Origin of the sequence: Nocardioides sp. NBC_00368 (assembly GCF_036090055.1) — a bacterium.
GTDB lineage: Bacteria > Actinomycetota > Actinomycetes > Propionibacteriales > Nocardioidaceae > Nocardioides.
Window position 1 is genome coordinate 5,069,096 of record NZ_CP107970.1, and the last position, 16,799, is coordinate 5,085,894.

The 16,799-nt window shown below is 69.5% G+C and carries 14 protein-coding genes and 3 tRNA genes; 10 read left to right on the forward strand and 7 right to left on the reverse strand.

Translation table 11 applies throughout. The features are described from left to right. The first annotated feature begins 140 nt into the window (after positions 1 to 140). A complete protein-coding gene (locus OG984_RS24150) occupies positions 141 to 332 on the forward strand; it encodes a DUF3073 family protein (RefSeq protein WP_008360564.1) in 192 nt (63 codons plus the stop codon). Between the two features lie 50 nt (positions 333 to 382). Here OG984_RS24150 and OG984_RS24155 read toward each other — a convergent pair whose 3' ends face one another. The 3 genes from OG984_RS24155 to OG984_RS24165 all read right to left on the reverse strand — a co-directional run bounded on the left by OG984_RS24155 (position 383) and on the right by OG984_RS24165 (position 5,356). After that, the gene (locus OG984_RS24155) at positions 383 to 1,681 is read right to left on the reverse strand and encodes a hypothetical protein (RefSeq protein ID WP_328528717.1); all 1,299 of its coding nucleotides are present in this window, start codon (positions 1,679 to 1,681) and stop codon (positions 383 to 385) included. Positions 1,682 to 1,731: 50 nt separating this feature from the next. Next, positions 1,732 to 5,160, reverse strand: a complete 3,429-nt coding sequence (locus OG984_RS24160; RefSeq protein WP_328528718.1) for an SCO7613 C-terminal domain-containing membrane protein — start codon at positions 5,158 to 5,160, stop codon at positions 1,732 to 1,734. Between the two features lie 122 nt (positions 5,161 to 5,282). Continuing rightward, a tRNA-Phe gene (locus OG984_RS24165) sits at positions 5,283 to 5,356 on the reverse strand. Positions 5,357 to 5,471: 115 nt separating this feature from the next. On the opposite strand from OG984_RS24165, the gene OG984_RS24170 reads away from it, so the two are divergent. The 6 genes from OG984_RS24170 to OG984_RS24195 all read left to right on the forward strand — a co-directional run bounded on the left by OG984_RS24170 (position 5,472) and on the right by OG984_RS24195 (position 10,695). Continuing rightward, positions 5,472 to 5,544, forward strand: a tRNA-Glu gene (locus tag OG984_RS24170). A gap of 108 nt (positions 5,545 to 5,652) precedes the next feature. After that, a complete protein-coding gene (gene macS / locus OG984_RS24175; protein ID WP_328528719.1) occupies positions 5,653 to 6,774 on the forward strand; it encodes a MacS family sensor histidine kinase in 1,122 nt (373 codons plus the stop codon). Next, positions 6,747 to 7,406 (forward strand): response regulator transcription factor, encoded by a 660-nt coding sequence (locus OG984_RS24180; protein WP_328528720.1) that lies wholly within the window; start codon positions 6,747 to 6,749, stop codon positions 7,404 to 7,406. Before macS ends, OG984_RS24180 begins: the two co-directional genes overlap by 28 nt. A gap of 35 nt (positions 7,407 to 7,441) precedes the next feature. Further along, positions 7,442 to 9,235 carry a PGAP1-like alpha/beta domain-containing protein gene (locus tag OG984_RS24185; protein ID WP_328528721.1) on the forward strand — a complete coding sequence of 598 codons (1,794 nt, stop codon included), beginning with the start codon at positions 7,442 to 7,444 and terminating at the stop codon, positions 9,233 to 9,235. A gap of 76 nt (positions 9,236 to 9,311) precedes the next feature. Continuing rightward, positions 9,312 to 9,385 (forward strand) — tRNA-Asp (locus OG984_RS24190). A gap of 638 nt (positions 9,386 to 10,023) precedes the next feature. Then, on the forward strand, positions 10,024 to 10,695 hold the full coding sequence (locus OG984_RS24195; RefSeq protein WP_328528722.1) for a hypothetical protein: 672 nt from the start codon (positions 10,024 to 10,026) through the stop codon (positions 10,693 to 10,695). Positions 10,696 to 10,874: 179 nt separating this feature from the next. On the opposite strand, the gene OG984_RS24200 is transcribed toward OG984_RS24195, so the two are convergent. After that, a complete protein-coding gene (locus OG984_RS24200; RefSeq protein WP_328528723.1) occupies positions 10,875 to 11,924 on the reverse strand; it encodes a hypothetical protein in 1,050 nt (349 codons plus the stop codon). Between the two features lie 282 nt (positions 11,925 to 12,206). Here OG984_RS24200 and OG984_RS24205 point away from each other — a divergent pair, with 282 nt between their 5' ends. Beyond that, the gene (locus OG984_RS24205) at positions 12,207 to 12,554 is read left to right on the forward strand and encodes a WhiB family transcriptional regulator (protein WP_328528724.1); all 348 of its coding nucleotides are present in this window, start codon (positions 12,207 to 12,209) and stop codon (positions 12,552 to 12,554) included. Positions 12,555 to 12,584: 30 nt separating this feature from the next. Continuing rightward, complete coding sequence (locus OG984_RS24210) at positions 12,585 to 12,941, forward strand: metallopeptidase family protein (RefSeq protein WP_008360579.1); 357 nt, start codon at positions 12,585 to 12,587, stop codon at positions 12,939 to 12,941. A 161-nt stretch (positions 12,942 to 13,102) separates the two neighbouring features. Here the strand turns inward: OG984_RS24210 and crcB are convergent, their stop codons facing one another. The 3 genes from crcB to OG984_RS24225 are packed head-to-tail and all read right to left on the reverse strand — an operon-like array spanning position 13,103 to position 14,922. Continuing rightward, positions 13,103 to 13,468, reverse strand: a complete 366-nt coding sequence (crcB, locus tag OG984_RS24215) for a fluoride efflux transporter CrcB (protein ID WP_328528725.1) — start codon at positions 13,466 to 13,468, stop codon at positions 13,103 to 13,105. Then, on the reverse strand, positions 13,465 to 13,959 hold the full coding sequence (locus OG984_RS24220) for a fluoride efflux transporter FluC (protein WP_328528726.1): 495 nt from the start codon (positions 13,957 to 13,959) through the stop codon (positions 13,465 to 13,467). Before OG984_RS24220 ends, crcB begins: the two co-directional genes overlap by 4 nt. Positions 13,960 to 13,977: 18 nt before the next feature. Then, positions 13,978 to 14,922 carry an ATP-binding protein gene (locus OG984_RS24225; RefSeq protein ID WP_328528727.1) on the reverse strand — a complete coding sequence of 315 codons (945 nt, stop codon included), beginning with the start codon at positions 14,920 to 14,922 and terminating at the stop codon, positions 13,978 to 13,980. Between the two features lie 312 nt (positions 14,923 to 15,234). On the opposite strand from OG984_RS24225, the gene OG984_RS24230 reads away from it, so the two are divergent. Then, positions 15,235 to 16,677 (forward strand): NAD(P)/FAD-dependent oxidoreductase, encoded by a 1,443-nt coding sequence (locus OG984_RS24230; RefSeq protein WP_328528728.1) that lies wholly within the window; start codon positions 15,235 to 15,237, stop codon positions 16,675 to 16,677. Positions 16,678 to 16,799: the final 122 nt, after the last annotated feature.

The window sequence follows — 16,799 nt, forward strand, 5'->3', positions numbered from 1 at the left end:
GTAACATTCGCTCCCAGCGAACGGATTTTCGACACCCCGGCGTGCGGATTCTTGGGATGAACCGGTAGCGTTGTCTCTACGAGAAACCTGTGAACAGCCCGGGACTATCCCGGCCAAGTGCGACGAGGGGGCTGGACCCTATGGGGCGCGGCCGAGCGAAAGCCAAGCAGACGAAGGTCGCACGCGACCTGAAGTACCGGACTTATGAGACGGACTTCGGGGCCCTTGCGCGCGAACTTCACGGTGATGACGACACCAGTCAGAAGTCCGATCAGCAGCCGGACGACTACGACGACTGGTCGGACTACGACGCGGGATCCTCGCGCGACTAGGGTCGGTCGGCCAAAGCGGTGACGCCTTGGTCGACACCACCTTCAGCCGGTCAGCCCTCGGTTGATCGGCTCAGGACAACCTCCCCGTGAGTGCCGTAGCCGGTGAGCCGGCCGCCGTGAGGCGTGCCGTCGAAGGCGACGTGCAACCACCCCTCCCCGAGCGGGATCAGGGTGGGCCACGGAAGGTTGGTGACGTACGCCGACCGGAGCTCTGCGACCTCGTTGAGGTCCAGGTCGAAGATCGGGTAGCGAGCACGGACGCGACGCGGGTTGTCGCGTCCGTCGCTGGCGCCGACCACGACTGTGCCGCCCAGCGGGACAAGCGTGGTGCCCTCGGTGGCCGTCCGGTCGGTTCGTGCTGCCCGTAGGCTGAGCGCGTCCAGGCTCGGCCCGCTGGCGAGCATGGGATGGAAGTCGAAGTACTTCCTCGCGCTCACGTAGCCGACCAGCCACTCGCCGTCCCGGCGGACGAGGTGCGGGTCCCAGACACCGACCCCGTCGGTGGGCAGCGCGAGCGGTGTGGCGTCGAGGACGTGCTCGCCTCGGGTCAGGTCCTCGCGTGAGCGGGCGATGGTGACGCCGACCGGGCTCCACGGCTTGCTCGGGTCCGTCTTGTCGGGTGCCTTGAAACCCGCCCAGGTGCTCGTCGCGACCAGCCACTCGTCGCCCTCGCGCACGAGGTGGGTCGCGTGGTCGCCGTAGATCAGCCCGTCCCGGCGGAAGTAGAGCGCGCCCCGGTGGGCGAGGTCGTACGTCACCGGGTCCAGCGCCCACACCGAGGTGTGCGCGGTCGGGAAGAAGCCCGGGCCAGCACTGGTGGCGGTGAGCAGGACGCTGCCGTCGGCGTCGAGGAACGGCGAGCCGTCGGCGTACGTCACCGCCCGGATGTCGCGCAGGCCGAGCTGGCCGAAGGCGCCGGTGCGCACGTCCTGGACAGCGCCTTCGTGGCCGGCGGTCAGGCCGGCGAGCCAGGACTCGTCCCGTGGCTCGATGCCGACCTCGGAGAGGTCGACCCGTGCCCTCGCGACCCACGAGCCGTCCGCACGGGTCAGCGCGGTGAGCATCGTCCCGGTCAGCGTGAGCGCGAACCGGTCGACCCCACCGCCGGCCCGGCCGTGGCGACGGCTCGCATGAGACGTACGCAGCGACCCGGTCGTCACCTCCAAGGAGACCCGCCGCCCGTCATAGCTCCCGGTGAGCACGTCCCCACCCGAGGAGAACGTCAGCGAGACCGGGCCGTCACAGGCCGCCTCGATCGCGGCGTTGGCCGCGGGCCGGGATGTGCTGGTGGACTCGACCGCGATCGTGACGGGGCGCTGGCGACGTACGACCTTGAATTCGGGGAACATCGGCTCCAGTCTTCCGGGCGCGTGGGCACCGCCTGAGGGCGGGGCCCGCCCTAACGCAGCCCCCGGACATAGGCGGTGGCCCGCCGCAGGTCGTGGAGCCGTGCCTCCCAGGTGATCCCGAGGAAGAGCAGCAGGAGTCCGGCCGCGCCGAGCACCCACCACTGCTGCAGCGTCTGCGCCGACGGCATCTGCGCCAGGGCCAGGACGGAGGCGACCAGGGCGCCACCGACCAGTGGTGCGGCCCAGCGCAGCCAGGCGCCTCCGATGATGAAGGCGAGGCAGGCGATGCCGAGCACCGCGGTCCGCATCGAGACCGGGTCCTGCAGGGCTGCCGGGACGGACGGGACGAGAGCCAGGAAGACCCCGGGTCCGAGGACCGCCAGCGATCCGACCTCCCGGTCGAGCCGCAGCTTGACCACACCGAAGACGATCAGTGCGATCGCGGGCGGCAGGGTGTAGGACTCCCAGGTCGTGACCGAGGTGTCGACCAGTCGGATCCACAGCGCGATGGTGGCCAGTGAGAGGCCGACCCAGCCGAGCCAACGGCGCTCGGGACGGGCGATCGCGTGCGCCGAGACGCCGGCAGCGGCCAGGACCAGCAGGATGCTCAGCCAGGGGAGGTCGACACCACGGGACCCGACCGCGACCGGTCCGTCGGGGGTCAGCACGATCGTCGGACCGAGGCTGACCGTGCCGACGACGATCGTGACGACCGCGGCCACCGCGGCGGCGATCTCGACCGAGGGCAGCACTCGGAAGATCGTGACGAGGGTCAGGATGACGATGATCCCCGCGGCGGCGTGCGGCTTCGCGATGTCGTTGAGGTTGGCGAACATCCAGCAGAACGCGGTCAGCGTGATGACCCAGTAGGGAGCGGTGACCGCCTTGGTCTGGTGCTCCGGGGAGAGGCGGTCGACCGCGATCGCCGCGGCGGTGAGCATCCCGGCCACGATCAGCGCGAGCAGCTCGTTGCCGAAGGCGGCGCCGAGCGAGCCCAGACCGAGCAGACCGGCGACCGTGAGACGGGGACCCGACTGCTGGGCCTCGTGGCGCAGGATCGTGGCGATGCACATGACGCCGGCGATCAGCAGCAGGATCGACAGCCAGTCGGTGTCCAGCGACCAGCCCGGGCCGAAGGCGCCCAGAACGATGGACACGGCCGCACCAGCCGCGGCCGCCGCCTCGGTGGCTGGGCTGCGGCGTACGAGCACGATGATGCCCATGGCGACGACGACCGCGACCGCGGTGTAGGGCTGGTCCACGTCGGCCAGGCGGGCCGCCTGCCAGACGGCTGCGGTCAGGGCGAGGATCCAGTAGGAGGTCGCGACCTCCTTGGTCGCGCCGGACTGGACCCGGTCGACGACGACGGCGAGGGCGGTGAGGATCACGGTCACGGCCAGCGCGAGGACGTCGTCGGAGAGGACCGCCGCCGTCGCGGCGCCGATGCCGACGGTGCCCGCCACGGCCAACGCGGGAGGCTGGCGGTGGTGCAGGCCGATGGCCGCCGCGAGGACGGTGGCGATGATCAGCATGACCGCCGCCCAGGTGACGTCGACCGCGCCGATGCCGATCGAGATCGCGGCGCACGCGACAGCCGCCCACCAGCCCGAGCCCCGGAAGCGGAAGAGCGTGATCAGCCCGAGGACGGTGACGATCCCGCAGGCGGCCCACTGCCGCTCCACGTCGATCAGCGGCGCGAGCGACCACAGGCCGAGGGTGAGCGTCGCGACCGAGTAGCTGGCGGTGACCTCGCGGTCGGCACCGACCAGACCCTGACCCGCGTACGCAGCCACCCCTGCCAGCGCGAGCGCGACGAGCACGGTGAGCAGGTCGCTGGGCAGCGCGGTGGCGAGCGCGACCAGGCCGAAGATGCCGGCGGCGAGGAGGCGTGGCCACCGTTCCGCCCACCAGGCCAGAGCGACGGCGACGCCGAGCAGCAGCAGGGCCGGGACCAGGAGCGGCGCGCCGTAGCAGGCGGCGGTGATCGCGAACCCGGAGACGCCGCCGGAGAACGTGAACCAGCCGACCGTGTCCCGGTAGCTGCGGAACGCGGGCGGGTTGGACCGGTAGAACCAGGCGGTGCCGAGGGCGAGGATCGCGAGCATCGCCGGCAGCGTCAGCCAACCGGGCAGCAACGGCTCCGGACCGGTGACCGGCGAGAACGCCGACTCGGTCCAGGGCACGGCCGCGAGCCGGACGGCGGCGGAGATGGCCAGGATGAGGACGGTGATGCCCAGGCCGACGGCGTACGGCGTCAGCGCGGCAGCCGACCAGCGCCACGGCCGGGGGAGTGTCATGAGCGCGCCGGCCGCGACCAGGGTGACCACCACGGCCACGACGGTCAGGGTCACCGCGCCGTCGTCGAGCGCGGGCTGGGTGAAGGTGTAGGCGGCGATCAGGAGCGACACCCCGACCATCGCGACCTTGGCATCCTTGGGGAGCGGGAACAACAGCGCCACGATGGTGAGCACCGCGGCCGCGCCGAGCAGCAGGGGCAGGGTGCCGCCGCGCAGCAGTTCGGAGCCGGTCAGCGCCGGGTCGGCCAGACCGCGGACGATCAGCATCAGCCAGAAGCCGGCCATCACGACCATCGCACCGATGGTCAGTGCCTGCAGGTCTGTCTTGCTCGCGACGATCACCACGACGAGCGCGATCACCGCGGCGACCAGCGGGAACCAGATGAGGTCGGAGATGAGCTCGAGGCCGATCAGTGCGCTGAGCACGCCGGCAGCGGCCGCCACCTGCGGTCCGATCACCGAGTCGAGCTTCTCGGTGCGGGCGCCGACCAGCGACATCGCGGCGCCTGCCAGGAAGACGACGACGCCGACGACGACCAGGAAGCCACGGTCCCAGTCGGCTCCACCGAGCCAACCGGCGTACTTCATCCCGGCTATGTCCAGGGCGAGCAGTCCCAGTGCCAACGTCCAGACGCCTTCGGTGCCGGCCCGCAGCTCGAGATGCATCAGCACCGCGCCACCGATGGTGAACAGCGCGGTGAAGACGAGCAGCATCGTGGTCCGCCCGCCGACACCCATGGCGGCCCAGGCGACCGCCAGGAAGATGACGCCCGCGACCAGCAGGAAGAGGACGCCGACGCCGACCAGGATCAGCGGCACCGTGATCGGCGCACGCCGCGGGACCGGAGCGCCGGGGAACGGCGCCGGCGCGGCGACGGCGCTCGCGGCCGGGTCGGCGAGCGGGACGGCGACGGGCTCGGGCTGGATCTGCGGAGGCGCCGTGGGCGGGCCGCCGACCGGCAGGGGAGCGGGTGCGGGCGGCGGGGTCGGCCGCGCCGCGCGGCTCGCCTCCTCGCGGATCGAGCGCAGCCGGGTCATGAGTACGTCAGCCCGCAGCAGCGTCCCGTAGAGCTCTTGGGCGACGGCGTTCTCCAGCGGCAGCCCGCAGTGCGGGCACGGGCTGGTGCCGGGCTCGAAGGCCTCCCGGCAGTCGGGGCAGCGACCAGGATCGGCGTACTTCACAGCCAACCATCCTTGCGTAGTTCCGCCGACGAGCGTGCGGGAAACGCAGAGCAACGGGACAGCGTCGCGAAATGACAACCGGCTCCGACCGATAACTGCTGGTCGGAGCCGGTTGTTGCTTGTGGGCAGGGGCGGGGTCGAACCGCCGACCTATCACTTTTCAGGCGATCGCTCGTACCAACTGAGCTACCTGCCCAAGCGAGGTGAAACATTACCGGAAGCGACCGCGACGTTCCGAATCGGGACCCGCACTCGGACGTACGGCCTCGCTTTGGCGGCCCCGGACGCGGGCCTCTAGGATGTCCCGGCAGGCCCCCTTCGTCTAGCGGCCCAGGACCCCGCCCTTTCACGGCGGTAGCGCCGGTTCGAATCCGGTAGGGGGTACACAGTCTCTTCATGTCTCGAGTCTCGTCCGCCGCCGGCGCGGTCGGCATCCGTACGGATACTCATATCGAAGGCGTACGCCGCGAGGTTGGTGCCACACTTCGCACTGTGAGTGCGTGGACGTCGCCGGCGGCGATCGAGGTCGAGAGCAGGCTCTTCCGGGCTCTCGCGGTGTTGCGCGTGGTCGTGCTCATCAACGCCGTCGGGCTGACGGTCTACCGGGCCGGCAACTTCGTCTCGCCCGCGGCGGCGCTGGTCTGCGCGCTCGTCATGGTCGGCTGGACCGCCTTCGTCGTCTGGGCGTACGCAGCGCCGAGCCGCCGCACGGCAGTGCTCGTCGGTGCCGACCTGGCGATCGCGCTGGGACTCATGCTCGTGACCCCGTTGCTGAAGGGGCCGGCGTTCCAGGCGAGCGTGCCGGGTTTCTGGGTGAGCGGCGCGCTGCTCGCGTGCGCCATCCACTACCGCTGGATCGGTGGCCTCCTGGTCGGCGTCGCGCTGGCGGCCGTGGACCTCGCACTCCGTCAGGAGATCGACCAGTCGATCTACGGCAACGCGTTCTTGCTGGTCATCGGGGGACCGGTGGTCGGCTACATGTGCGAGTCGGTGCAGCGGATGGCGCTCGAGCGCGACGAGGCGCAGCGTGCGGCCGCGCGGGCGGAGGAGCGGGCGCGGCTCGCCCGGGCGGTCCACGACGGTGTGCTCCAGGTCCTCGCCCTCGTCCAGCGTCGCGGTGGCGAGCTGGGCGGTGACGCCGCCGAGCTGGGCAGGCTGGCGGGGGAGCAGGAGCGGGAGCTGCGAACGCTGATCCGCGGTGAGCAGCCCGGCCGCGGCCCGGCGGTCGGCATGACCGATCTGGCAGCTGCTCTCGCCGAGCTCGAGACCGGCACCGTGACCGTGTCCGGACCCGCGACGGCGGTCGAGATGCCCGCCCACCCGGCCGAGGAGATCGTCGCCGCGACCCGTGCGGCGCTGGACAACGTACGCCGTCATGTCGGGGAGGACGCCCGCGCGTGGGTGCTCCTGCAGGCCTTTCCCGACCATGTCGAGGTCTCGGTGCGCGACGAGGGGCCGGGGATCCCCGACGGTCGCGTCGCGGAGGCGGAGCAGGACGGAAGGCTCGGCATCGTCGGTTCGATCCGTGGTCGGATCCTCGATCTCGGGGGCACGGCCGAACTCATCACTGGAAGGACGGGAACGGAATGGGAACTGACAGTTCCGCGAGGGTGATGGTCGTCGACGACCACCCGATGTGGCGCGACGCGGTCGAGCGCGACCTGGCCACCGCGGGGTTCGAGGTCGTCGCCACCGCCAGCACCGGCCGTGAGGCGATCACCCGGTTCGCCGCGACCCGGCCGGAGGTCGTGGTGCTCGACCTGCAGATCCCCGAGCCCGACGGCGTCCAGGTCACCACCGAGGTGATCGCCCTGCATCCGGCGACCAAGGTGCTCATCCTCTCCGCCTCGGGCGAGCAGAACGACGTGCTCGCCGCGGTCAAGGCGGGCGCGACTGGCTATCTGGTCAAGTCGGCCTCGCGCGAGGAGCTCCTGGATGCGGTGGAGCGCGTCGCCGCCGGCGTCCCGGTCTTCACCCCCGGCCTCGCCGGGCTGGTCCTGGGCGAGTTCCAGCACAGCGCCGCCACCGAGGTGCGTGGCGACAAGCCGACGCTCACCGACCGCGAGACCGAGATCCTCAAGCTCGTCGCCAAGGGATTGAGCTACCGCCAGATCGCCGACCGGCTCGTCCTCTCCCACCGCACGGTCCAGAACCACGTACAGAACACCTTGCGAAAGCTCCAGATGCACAACCGGGTCGAGCTCACCCGCTACGCCATCGAGCAGGGCCTCGACGGCGACGACTGACCTGTTGGCCGCCCGGCATGGGGGAGAATCCAGGGGTGGTCTCGCTTCTCTATCTTCACGGCGTCGGCAACGGCGACCCCCGCGACGCCTGGCGCCGCGCGCTGGACAAGTCGTTGCAGGACGCCGGCTATCCCGGGCTCGACGAGGTCGAGGTGATCGCGCCGAAGTACCCCGACGTGCTCCGCACCGACGACGGCGACCGGACCATCAAGCTCCCGCCGATCACGGCCCCCAGGCTGAGCGCCGAGGAGCAGCGGATCGTACGTCGCCGGGTCGAGCGCGCCACCGCCGAGCTCGAGACGATCCTCGGCGAGCCGGTGCCGGCCTCGCCGGTCGGCGTCACCGACTCGTTCGCGCCGATCGTGCTGCGGGTGCTCCGCCAGGCCCACAACTACGTGACCAAGCCCGGGATCCGGGCCCGTACGCTGCGGATGGTCCTCGACGAGCTCCCCGAGGAGGGGGAGATCGTCATCGTCGGGCACAGCCTCGGCTCGATCATCGCCATCGACCTGCTCCGCCGACTCCCGCCGAAGCTGACGGTGACCGGCCTGGTGACGATCGGCAGCCCGGCCGCCCATCCCAACCTCCACGAGGACTCCGACCGGCTGGAGATGAAGGCGCCGGTCGATCACGTCGGCTGGTGGGTCAACGTGTGGAGCAACGGCGACGCGGTCACCGGCCTGCGCGGCATCTGGCGCCACTTCCCGTGGGCGCTCGACCTCCAGGTCGGCCTCGGCCTCGACCACCGCACCACGACCTATCTCCGCTCCAAGCCGGTCGCCACCGCCATCGGCCGCGGCCTGTTCGGCTCGCTCTCCAAGGAGATCGCGGTCGTCGAGGGCACCCCCGACGTCGCCCTGAACTCGCTCGAGGTGCGCCTGGCGCTGTGGCTCGCCTACGCCCAGTTCGTCCGCGACCACCTCAAGGGCGCCACGCAGGAGCGCTTCGGCGCCGCCCTCCGCGTCGTCCAGCACGAGGTCCTCGAGCGCCTCATCGAGAACTACCAGGCCGATGACGTACGCATCCCGCAACAGCTCCTCGACCTGCGCGTCTCCCCGGACATCCCCGGTGACCAGGACCTGCCTCGTCCCAAGCCGCTGACCCAGCTCTCCAAGGAGGAGGCGGTCCTCGCCCTGGTGGCGCTGGCGACCGCCAACCCGGTGCGGCCCTACGAGATCGACGTGCCTGACGACGTACGCCGCCAGGCCTTCCACGACCTGACCGTCTGGATGGGACTCGGCGGCGGGCTCGGCGAGAACCTGCACATCGCGATGCAGTCGGCGTCGAAGGCCGTCTACCCGGTCGACCAGTGGAAGCTGTGGGTCGGCATCGGGATCGGTGCCGCCGTGCTGGTCGCCGGGCCGATCGGGCTCGCGCTGGCCGCGCCCGCCGGGCTCGCCGGGGGAGCGGCGATCATCGGCGCTCTCTCCGCCTTCGGGCCCGGTGGGATGGTCGGCGGGCTCGTCACCGCCGGTGCGATCACCACCACCGGCGCCGGCACCATCGCCGCCACCCTCGTCTCCAGCTCGTCCACCGCCGAGGACGTCGAGGTCACCGTGATCCAGCTCCTCACCGCCGCGATCCTGCGCTCCCGCGAAGGCCTCGAGCAGGACCTCGGGGTGTGGCTCGCGATGTCCGAGATCCAGCGTCAGACCGGACGTGAGGTCGCCCGGCTCGCGGCCTACAGCGACGAGAAGGCCCCCGGCGTCGAGGCCCTCCGGCGCAAGGCCCGGGCGGCCGAACGGGCGATGGCGTACATGGTGAAGAACCGTCTCGTCGAGGGCCTCACCGACGAGGAACCGAAGGGTGAGGAGCCCTTCGAGGAGTAGGACGCGTCCCCGATTGTGAATCCTCCGCACCCATGGGCTATGTTTTTCCCGTTGCCGCAGAGAGCGGAAACAACAAGGCCCTGTAGCGCAGTTGGTTAGCGCGCCGCCCTGTCACGGCGGAGGTCGCGAGTTCAAGTCTCGTCAGGGTCGCTCGAAACGAAGACGACGTGTGGCTGCAAAGCAGCCCACGTCGTTTCTCGATTTATATGGCGGCCTTCGGCCGCGGCGGGGATATCCCCGCACCCCTTAGTTGCTCGGGGCGAGTGTCGCATGGTGGGGGCTTTGGCTGTTCCCCTCGGTTGCTCGGGGTTGGTCGTTCGCTTGAGTCGCTCGTTGGATCGGTCGGGTGGTCGGTTGCCGTCGGATCGAGCGGCTGTGGGTGTTTTGTTCCTCTGGGTGTGGCTGGAGGGTCTTGTTTCGGCTGCTGTGACTTGTGAGTCGGGTGTTGTTCCGGGACGGTGGGACACGCCGGGCTGTGGCGAGCGCGAGGGGGCTCGAGCGTGGGAGGGTGGTCGTCCTGCTTCGGTAGGAGTCTCGGGCCAGAGATCCCAAGATCTCACCCCCCGGCTCGGGCCGTTCGACCCTGTGGGATATAAGCCGATTTAGCGGTAACGTGCGGGCTGCTGTCCTCTCGTGAGAGGATTCTGCCGCTTGTGTCGACGTCGCAGCTCGGCATGGCACGGGGGAACGACTAAGACGTTCGGTATTCAGGAGGCAACACCACCATGTCGTCGTACTACCCGCATCGGCCGCCCCATGCGGCGAGTGCGGACGAGCTTGCGTCACGGATGCAGACGAACGGTGCCTACCGCACCCCGGCCGCGCCGGCGCAGCAGCAGCCCTCCGCACTCGGGTGGGACCAGCGTCCGCAGCAGTCCCAGGCCCAGCCGCAGTACCAGGAGCCGGCGATCCAGCAGCCGGCCGTGATGGCGCAGACCACCGGTACGCACTGGCCGCAGTTCGTCAACAACAACCGTCTCGTCGGTGCCCTCGTCGCCGGCTTCGGCGCCACCCAGCTCGCCACGATGTTCGGCTACTGGATCTACGGCCTCGGCATCATGGAGGGCCCGCTGGACTTCGCGTTCTTCAACGGCGTCATCCTGACCCCGAACGCCACCGCCAACGAGGCCGGCTTCGCCGTCTCGCAGTGGTTCGCCGGTATGGGCTTCCACTACTTCAACGGCATGGTCTTCGCGCTCGCCTACGCGCTGGTGATCTTCCCGTGGCTCGGCAAGACCCACACCACCTCGAGCAACCTCGCGCGTTCGCTCGGCATGGGCATGTTCCTCGCCACCGCGTCCTGCGGTTGGTGGATCCCCGCCCTGCACCCGGAGGACGTCATCGGCATCGACCCGGGCTTCTTCTCGATCAACCTCGGGTGGGGCACCGTCCTGGGTGTCTACCTGTGGCACGTCGTCTGGGCCGTCGCCCTCGGCCTGTTCTTCAACCCGCAGGACTGATCCACACCACACGCACGAGAGCCCCAGCCGAAACGGCTGGGGCTCTCGCTCATTTGCGACCGCTACATCCGAACCCAGCGCTGGAGCGCCCCTCGTCTGGACGCAGCGCAGCGACGAACGGAGCGGAGGAAGACGAGGGTCAAGCGGAAGCGCTGCGCGAATTGCGAAGCAATCGCAAATTACTCAGGCCAGGCGTCGAATACCTGGCCACCGTTGGTGGTCAGGTGGTTGTGCAGCTGCTCTCCGGCGGCGGCGTCGCGGAGCGTACGCAGCACCAGGCGGCGCTGGTCGGAGGGGTTGGCCGTGGGCGGTCCGGGGGTGAGCGCCATCGTCTCGGTGACCCGCTCGGCGAGCAGGCGCAGGTGGCTGCGCTCGCCACCGGCGTAGATGACGTGGGTGTGCTCGAGCGGAGAGGCCCACAGGATGTTGCCCTCGACGACGATCAGGCGTGACTCGGTGGCCATCACCTTCATCTCGACGTCGGTCATGTTCTGGATCATGTCGGCACCGGCGAGGATCGACTCGCCCTCGTGCAGGAAGGCGGGGAGCGCGTGAGCGAGGTTGGCCTCGACGAGCGCGGCCTCCTCGCGGGCACGCTGCTGGGCTCCCTGCTGACCGCCGTAAGCACTGCCGACGGCGCGCTGGGCGCCCGTGTTCGGTGCCTGGCCGTAGGCACCGGTGTTGGTGCCGTACGGGCCCTGGTTGGGGTAGTAGGAGCCGGTGTTCGGGTAGGAAGAGCCCGGCGGCGGGTAGGACCCCGGGGCCGGAGCCACGCCGTAGCTGTTGGGAGAGGGCTGGCCGTAGGCGTTGCCGGCGGCGCCGTACTCGCCGCCCCAGCTGGCGTCGACGTTCAGCTGCGCGCCGGCTGCCCGGGCGGCGTAGTCGAGGGTCGGGAAGAAGTCGTGGAAGGCGTCCTTGTCCCGGATCTTCATCGTCGTGGAGTAGGACGAGCCGGGTACGAGGGCCTCGATGATGAAGTCACCCAGGCTGGGCGGCGGGGGCACACCGATGAAGGTGACCACGGCCAGGTTGACCGAGAAGACGCGCTCGTGGAACTCGAACATCACCCGGCGGTCGGTCAGGAACGCGTGGCCCGAGGCATTTCCCTCGTGGGGGAACTTGACCGCGACCCGCACCCACTGGACCTCGCCAGGCTGGAGAAGGGACTTCACCAGCAGCCAGTCGCGGGTCTCCGAGGCGATGGCTCGGCTGTTGGGATCATGCGCCATCCGTCGGTGGAAGTCCTCCACGGGTCGGTGGCCCACGGTGATGGACGCCGAGGCCCTTCTCATTGAGCGCATGGTCGCAAACCCTAGCCCTTCCTCCCTCTAGTGTGGACAGTTTGTACCAGCAGGGTCGCGATGTTGTGGAATCCCCTGATGTAGATGACACCTCAACTCTGCGTGACCGACCCAAGCACCTACCTATTGACAGAAAACTGACAGGCCATCCGACCACCCTCTTTGGTGGGTATCCCTGACGAGGGGGATCAGCGAGGGGATGGGACTGAGATGACTGTTTCGCCTGTGGCGACGGCACGGGAGACGTCGGGAGTGCACTGGAGCGAGCTGCCCTGTGCGATCGAGGACGGGGACCTGTGGTTCGCCGCGACCAGCGCAGACGCCGACCGGGCCAAGGAGCTGTGCCGTACGTGTCCGCTGCAGCGTTCCTGCCTGCAGGGTGCGATCGCCCGGCAGGAGCCGCACGGCGTATGGGGCGGCGAGGTCTTCTACGAGGGGATCGTGGTCGCTCGCAAGCGCACCCGCGGCCGTCCGCGCAACGGGGAGCTCCACCAGCGGGACCTGGAGCGCCAGGCTCGCGCAAACCTTCGGAAAAATACTTCGGAAGCAGTTGCGTAGCCGTATCTGTCACCCGGCAGAATAGCCCCTGTGGGGATTGAGATAAGCCCAGAGCGCTTCGACGCACTCGTGGACCAGGCGCTCGACGCCATCCCGGACGAGCTGGCCGCCCAGGTGCACAACCTCGTCGTGCTCGTCGAGGAGTGGCCGCCGGAAAGCGAGCCGCAGGACACCCTCGGGCTCTACGACGGCGTGGCGCTGACCGATCGCAACGACCTCTACGGCCTCACCCTGCCCGACCGCATCTTCATCTTCCGCCAGCCGCTCCAGCAGATGTGCGTCGACGAGGCCGACCTGGCCGCCGAGATCCGCATCACCGTGATCCACGAGATCGCCCACCACTTCGGCATCGACGACGAGAAGCTCCACCAGTTGGGCTGGGCTTGACCATTTGCGATTGCTTCGCAATTCGCGCAGCGCTTGCGCTTGACCCTCGTCTTCCTCCGCTCCGTTCGTCGCTGCGCTCCTCACTGCGCTGCGTCCAGACGAGGGGCGCTTCAGCGCTGGGTTGTTGGCGATCGCTTCGCCATTCGCACAGTGCTGGTGGGTCAGTGATGCATCAGGAGGTAGCCGAGGGTGACCGCAGCGGTCCCGATCGCGAGGGAGCCGAGGACGTTCAGGGCGGCTGATCGCCAGCGGCCGTTCTCGGCCAGGCGGACGGTCTCGTAGGAGAAGGTCGAGAACGTGGTCAGCGCCCCGCAGAAGCCGGTGCCGACCAGGGTGAGCACCCACCCGGGAAGTACGCCGCCCGCGGCTGCCCCGGCCAGCGCACCCAGCACGAAGGAGCCGACGGCGTTGACCGCCATCGTCCCCCACGGGAAGTCCGTGCCGGTCCACTCGCGGACGTAGAGGTCGGTCAGGTAGCGGGCCGGCGCCCCGATCGCGCCGCCGAGCAGCACCAGGAGCGCGGTCATCGATCCTCTCCTCTGCCCGGATCCGGGGCGGGATCGAGGTCGGGGTCGAGATCGGGGTCGATGCCGTCGACCACCACCTGGTGACCGCTGTCGAGCACGAGCACCCGGCCGATCATCAGCCCGAGCCAGGCCGCGCCGATCCCGGCGACCACCGAGACGAGCAGGTAGACCATCGCGAGCGCGGGCGCATGCCCGCCCAGGACGTACGTCTCCAGCTCGTAGGTCGAGAACGTGGTGTAGCCGCCGAGGACGCCGACGCCGAGGAACGGGCGCAGGTAGCGGCTCCAGAACGGGACAGAGGACCACGGGCCCAGGACGAACGCCATCAGCACCCCGAGCAGCAGACAGCCGGAGACGTTCGCGAGGAGGGTCGCCCACGGCCAGGTGTGGCCATCGTGGGGAAGGGCCGTCGCGAGTCCCCAGCGGGCCAGCGAGCCGAGCGCTCCGCCGGCAGCGATGGGGGCGAGCAGGTCGCCATGCTCACGCAGCACGCGGACAGCGTACGGGTTCTAGAACCGGGGTCCGGCCATCTGGGCGGCGCTCCATCGGGTGGGGCGGCCGCCGGCGGCCTGGGTGAGGTATTCGCCGAGGAACCAGCGCTGGAAGGCGACCTGCTCGGGGGAGCGGGCGAGGACGAGCAGTCGCTCCTGGCGGCAGAACTCGTCGATCAGGTCGAGCATGTCGAGGAAACGCCGCATCGTCTCGGCGGCGGATCGCGGCATGCGCACGTGCAGGTCGGCCGTCTCCCGGTGGCTGCCCGATCCCTGCCCGATCACACCGGAGAGCTGGCCGTGGCCGAGGCCGTCGAGGAGCTGGCGCTCCAGCGAGCCGAACAGCGCCGAGAGGCTGGCGGCGAGGGGGTAGTCGTTGGCATGGGCGAGCGAGAGGAGGCGTACCTCTCGCCGCAGCTCGCGGAAGTGGTGCTGGAAGCCTCGGTAGAGGGCGAGCGGTACGCCGAGGATGCTGACCTGAACGGTCTCGGAGCCGAGGCGCTCGGGCTTGGGCGGAGCGCCGGCAGGGCCGGTGATCACGCCCTCGACCCCGTCGCCCTCGCTGATCTCGGCCGCCGGGGTGAACCAGACGGTCTTGCCGGCCGCGTCGATGTCGGCACCCCAGGCGTCGGAGACGCTGGCCACGATCGAGAGCCCACGACCGACCGTCAGCAGCACCTCGTCCTCGTCGTCGAGGGCGAGGGGGACCGGCAGCAGCGGAGGCTCGGTCGAGGCGTCGCGGATCTCCACCCGGGGATGGTCGACGGTGCCACGCATCCGGATCGTGACCGGTGCGGTGCCGTGGAAGAGCGCGTTGGAGACCAGCTCGGAGACACCGAACTCGGCGCAGTCGACCAGGTCGGTGCGCTCGATCTCCTCACAGGCCGCCCGGACCCAGGCGCGGGCGTCCTGAACGGCGCGGGAACCGGTGCGGAGCAGGAGAGCTGGCCGGCTCAACGGCATGTTCTCCTCCTCCGATCTCGCGGGTCGGGATACGCACGATGGCGTTGTGTGCTGTTCGTTGCAAGAATTTTCCGCACTTGAAGGTGTCTGATCCGGGCCATGGACGACTAGGGCACAAGGTCCCGGGAGCCCTCACAGATTAAAGTCGGTGGGTCTCGAGTCGGTAACGGACACGCGGCGGAAACGCATGCTCATCGGCCGTCTGGCAACTGTGACGAAGTAGTCGCGCCCGGGAATGAACAGATTCGCCGCGATGGTTCAGAATATGGGTGGAACGTTCAAAAGGTCTCGTTTGAGGTAGGGGATTAGGCAATGTCAGCGGACCAGGCAAAGCACCGGGTCGTCATCATCGGTTCCGGCTTCGGGGGGCTCTTCTCCGCGAAGGCGTTCAAGGGCCGCGACGACGTCGAGGTGACCTTGATCGCGAAGACGACCCATCACCTGTTCCAGCCGCTGCTCTACCAGGTGGCGACCGGGATCCTGTCGCAGGGCGAGATCGCCCCGCCGACCCGCGACATCCTGCACCGGCAGAAGAACGCCCGGGTGCTGCTGGGTGAGGTCAGCGAGATCGACGCCGAGGCCAAGACGGTCAAGGCGAGCATCCTCAACCAGGAGATCGACGTTCCCTACGACTCGCTGATCGTCGCCGCCGGCGCCGGGCAGTCCTACTTCGGCAACGACCACTTCGCCGAGTTCGCGCCCGGCATGAAGTCGATCGACGACGCGCTCGAGCTGCGTGGCCGCATCTTCGGTGCCTTCGAGATCGCCGAGCTGACCGCCTCGCGCGGCGAGCCGATCGGTGACCTGCTCACCTTCGTCGTCGTGGGTGCCGGCCCGACCGGTGTCGAGATGGCCGGCCAGATCGCCGAGCTGTCCCGCCGGGTGCTCAAGAAGGACTTCACCCACATCCAGTCCGAGAAGGCCCGGGTCGTCCTGGTCGACGCCGCGCCGCAGGTGCTTCCGCCGTTCGGCGAGAAGCTCGGCGCCAAGGCCGAGAAGGCTTTGGAGAAGGCCGGTGTCGAGGTCGTCCTCGGCGCGATGGTCACTCACGTCGACGAGTTCGGCATCGAGATGAAGTTCAAGGACGGCCGGACCGAGCGGATCGGGTCGATCGCGAAGATCTGGGCCGCCGGCGTGCAGGCCTCCCCGCTCGGCAAGACGCTCTCCGAGCAGACCGGTGCCGAGCTCGACCGCGCCGGCCGGATCGCGGTCAACCCCGACCTGACCCTGCCGGGCCACCCCGAGATCTTCGTGGTCGGCGACATGATCAGCCTCGACCACCTTCCCGGTGTCGCGCAGGTCGCCATCCAGGGCGGCAAGCACTCGGCCAAGACCATCAAGGCCCGCCTGAAGAACAAGCCGGAGCCCGGCAACTTCAAGTACTTCGACAAGGGCTCGATGGCCACCATCTCCCGCTTCAACGCGGTCCTGATGATGGGCAGCTTCAAGCTCTCCGGCGTCCTCGCCTGGTTCGGCTGGCTGCTCGTCCACCTGGCCTACATGACCGGGTTCCGCAACCGGCTCACCGCGACCCTGCACTGGATGATGTCGTTCATCGGCAAGGACCGCTCCGAGCGCACCACCACCATGCAGCAGATCTTCGCCCGTGAGGCGCTCGAACGCGTCCCCGGCGGCATGGCCGCGCTCATCGACGACCCGGCCGAGGTCGCGCTGCAGGTCGAGCGCCGCCGCAAGGAGCTCGAGGACCACGCTGCCGAGGAGTCCCGTCTGGCCGACTCCCACAGCGCCTCGTAGCTTCACGCTGCCTTCCAACCGGCCCGCCGCAGACGAATGTCTGCGGCGGGCCGGGGTCATTTCCGCGATCCAAGACCTGTGCTTGCTATTGTTTGCGGACGCGGTGTCTCATTAATCTGTTG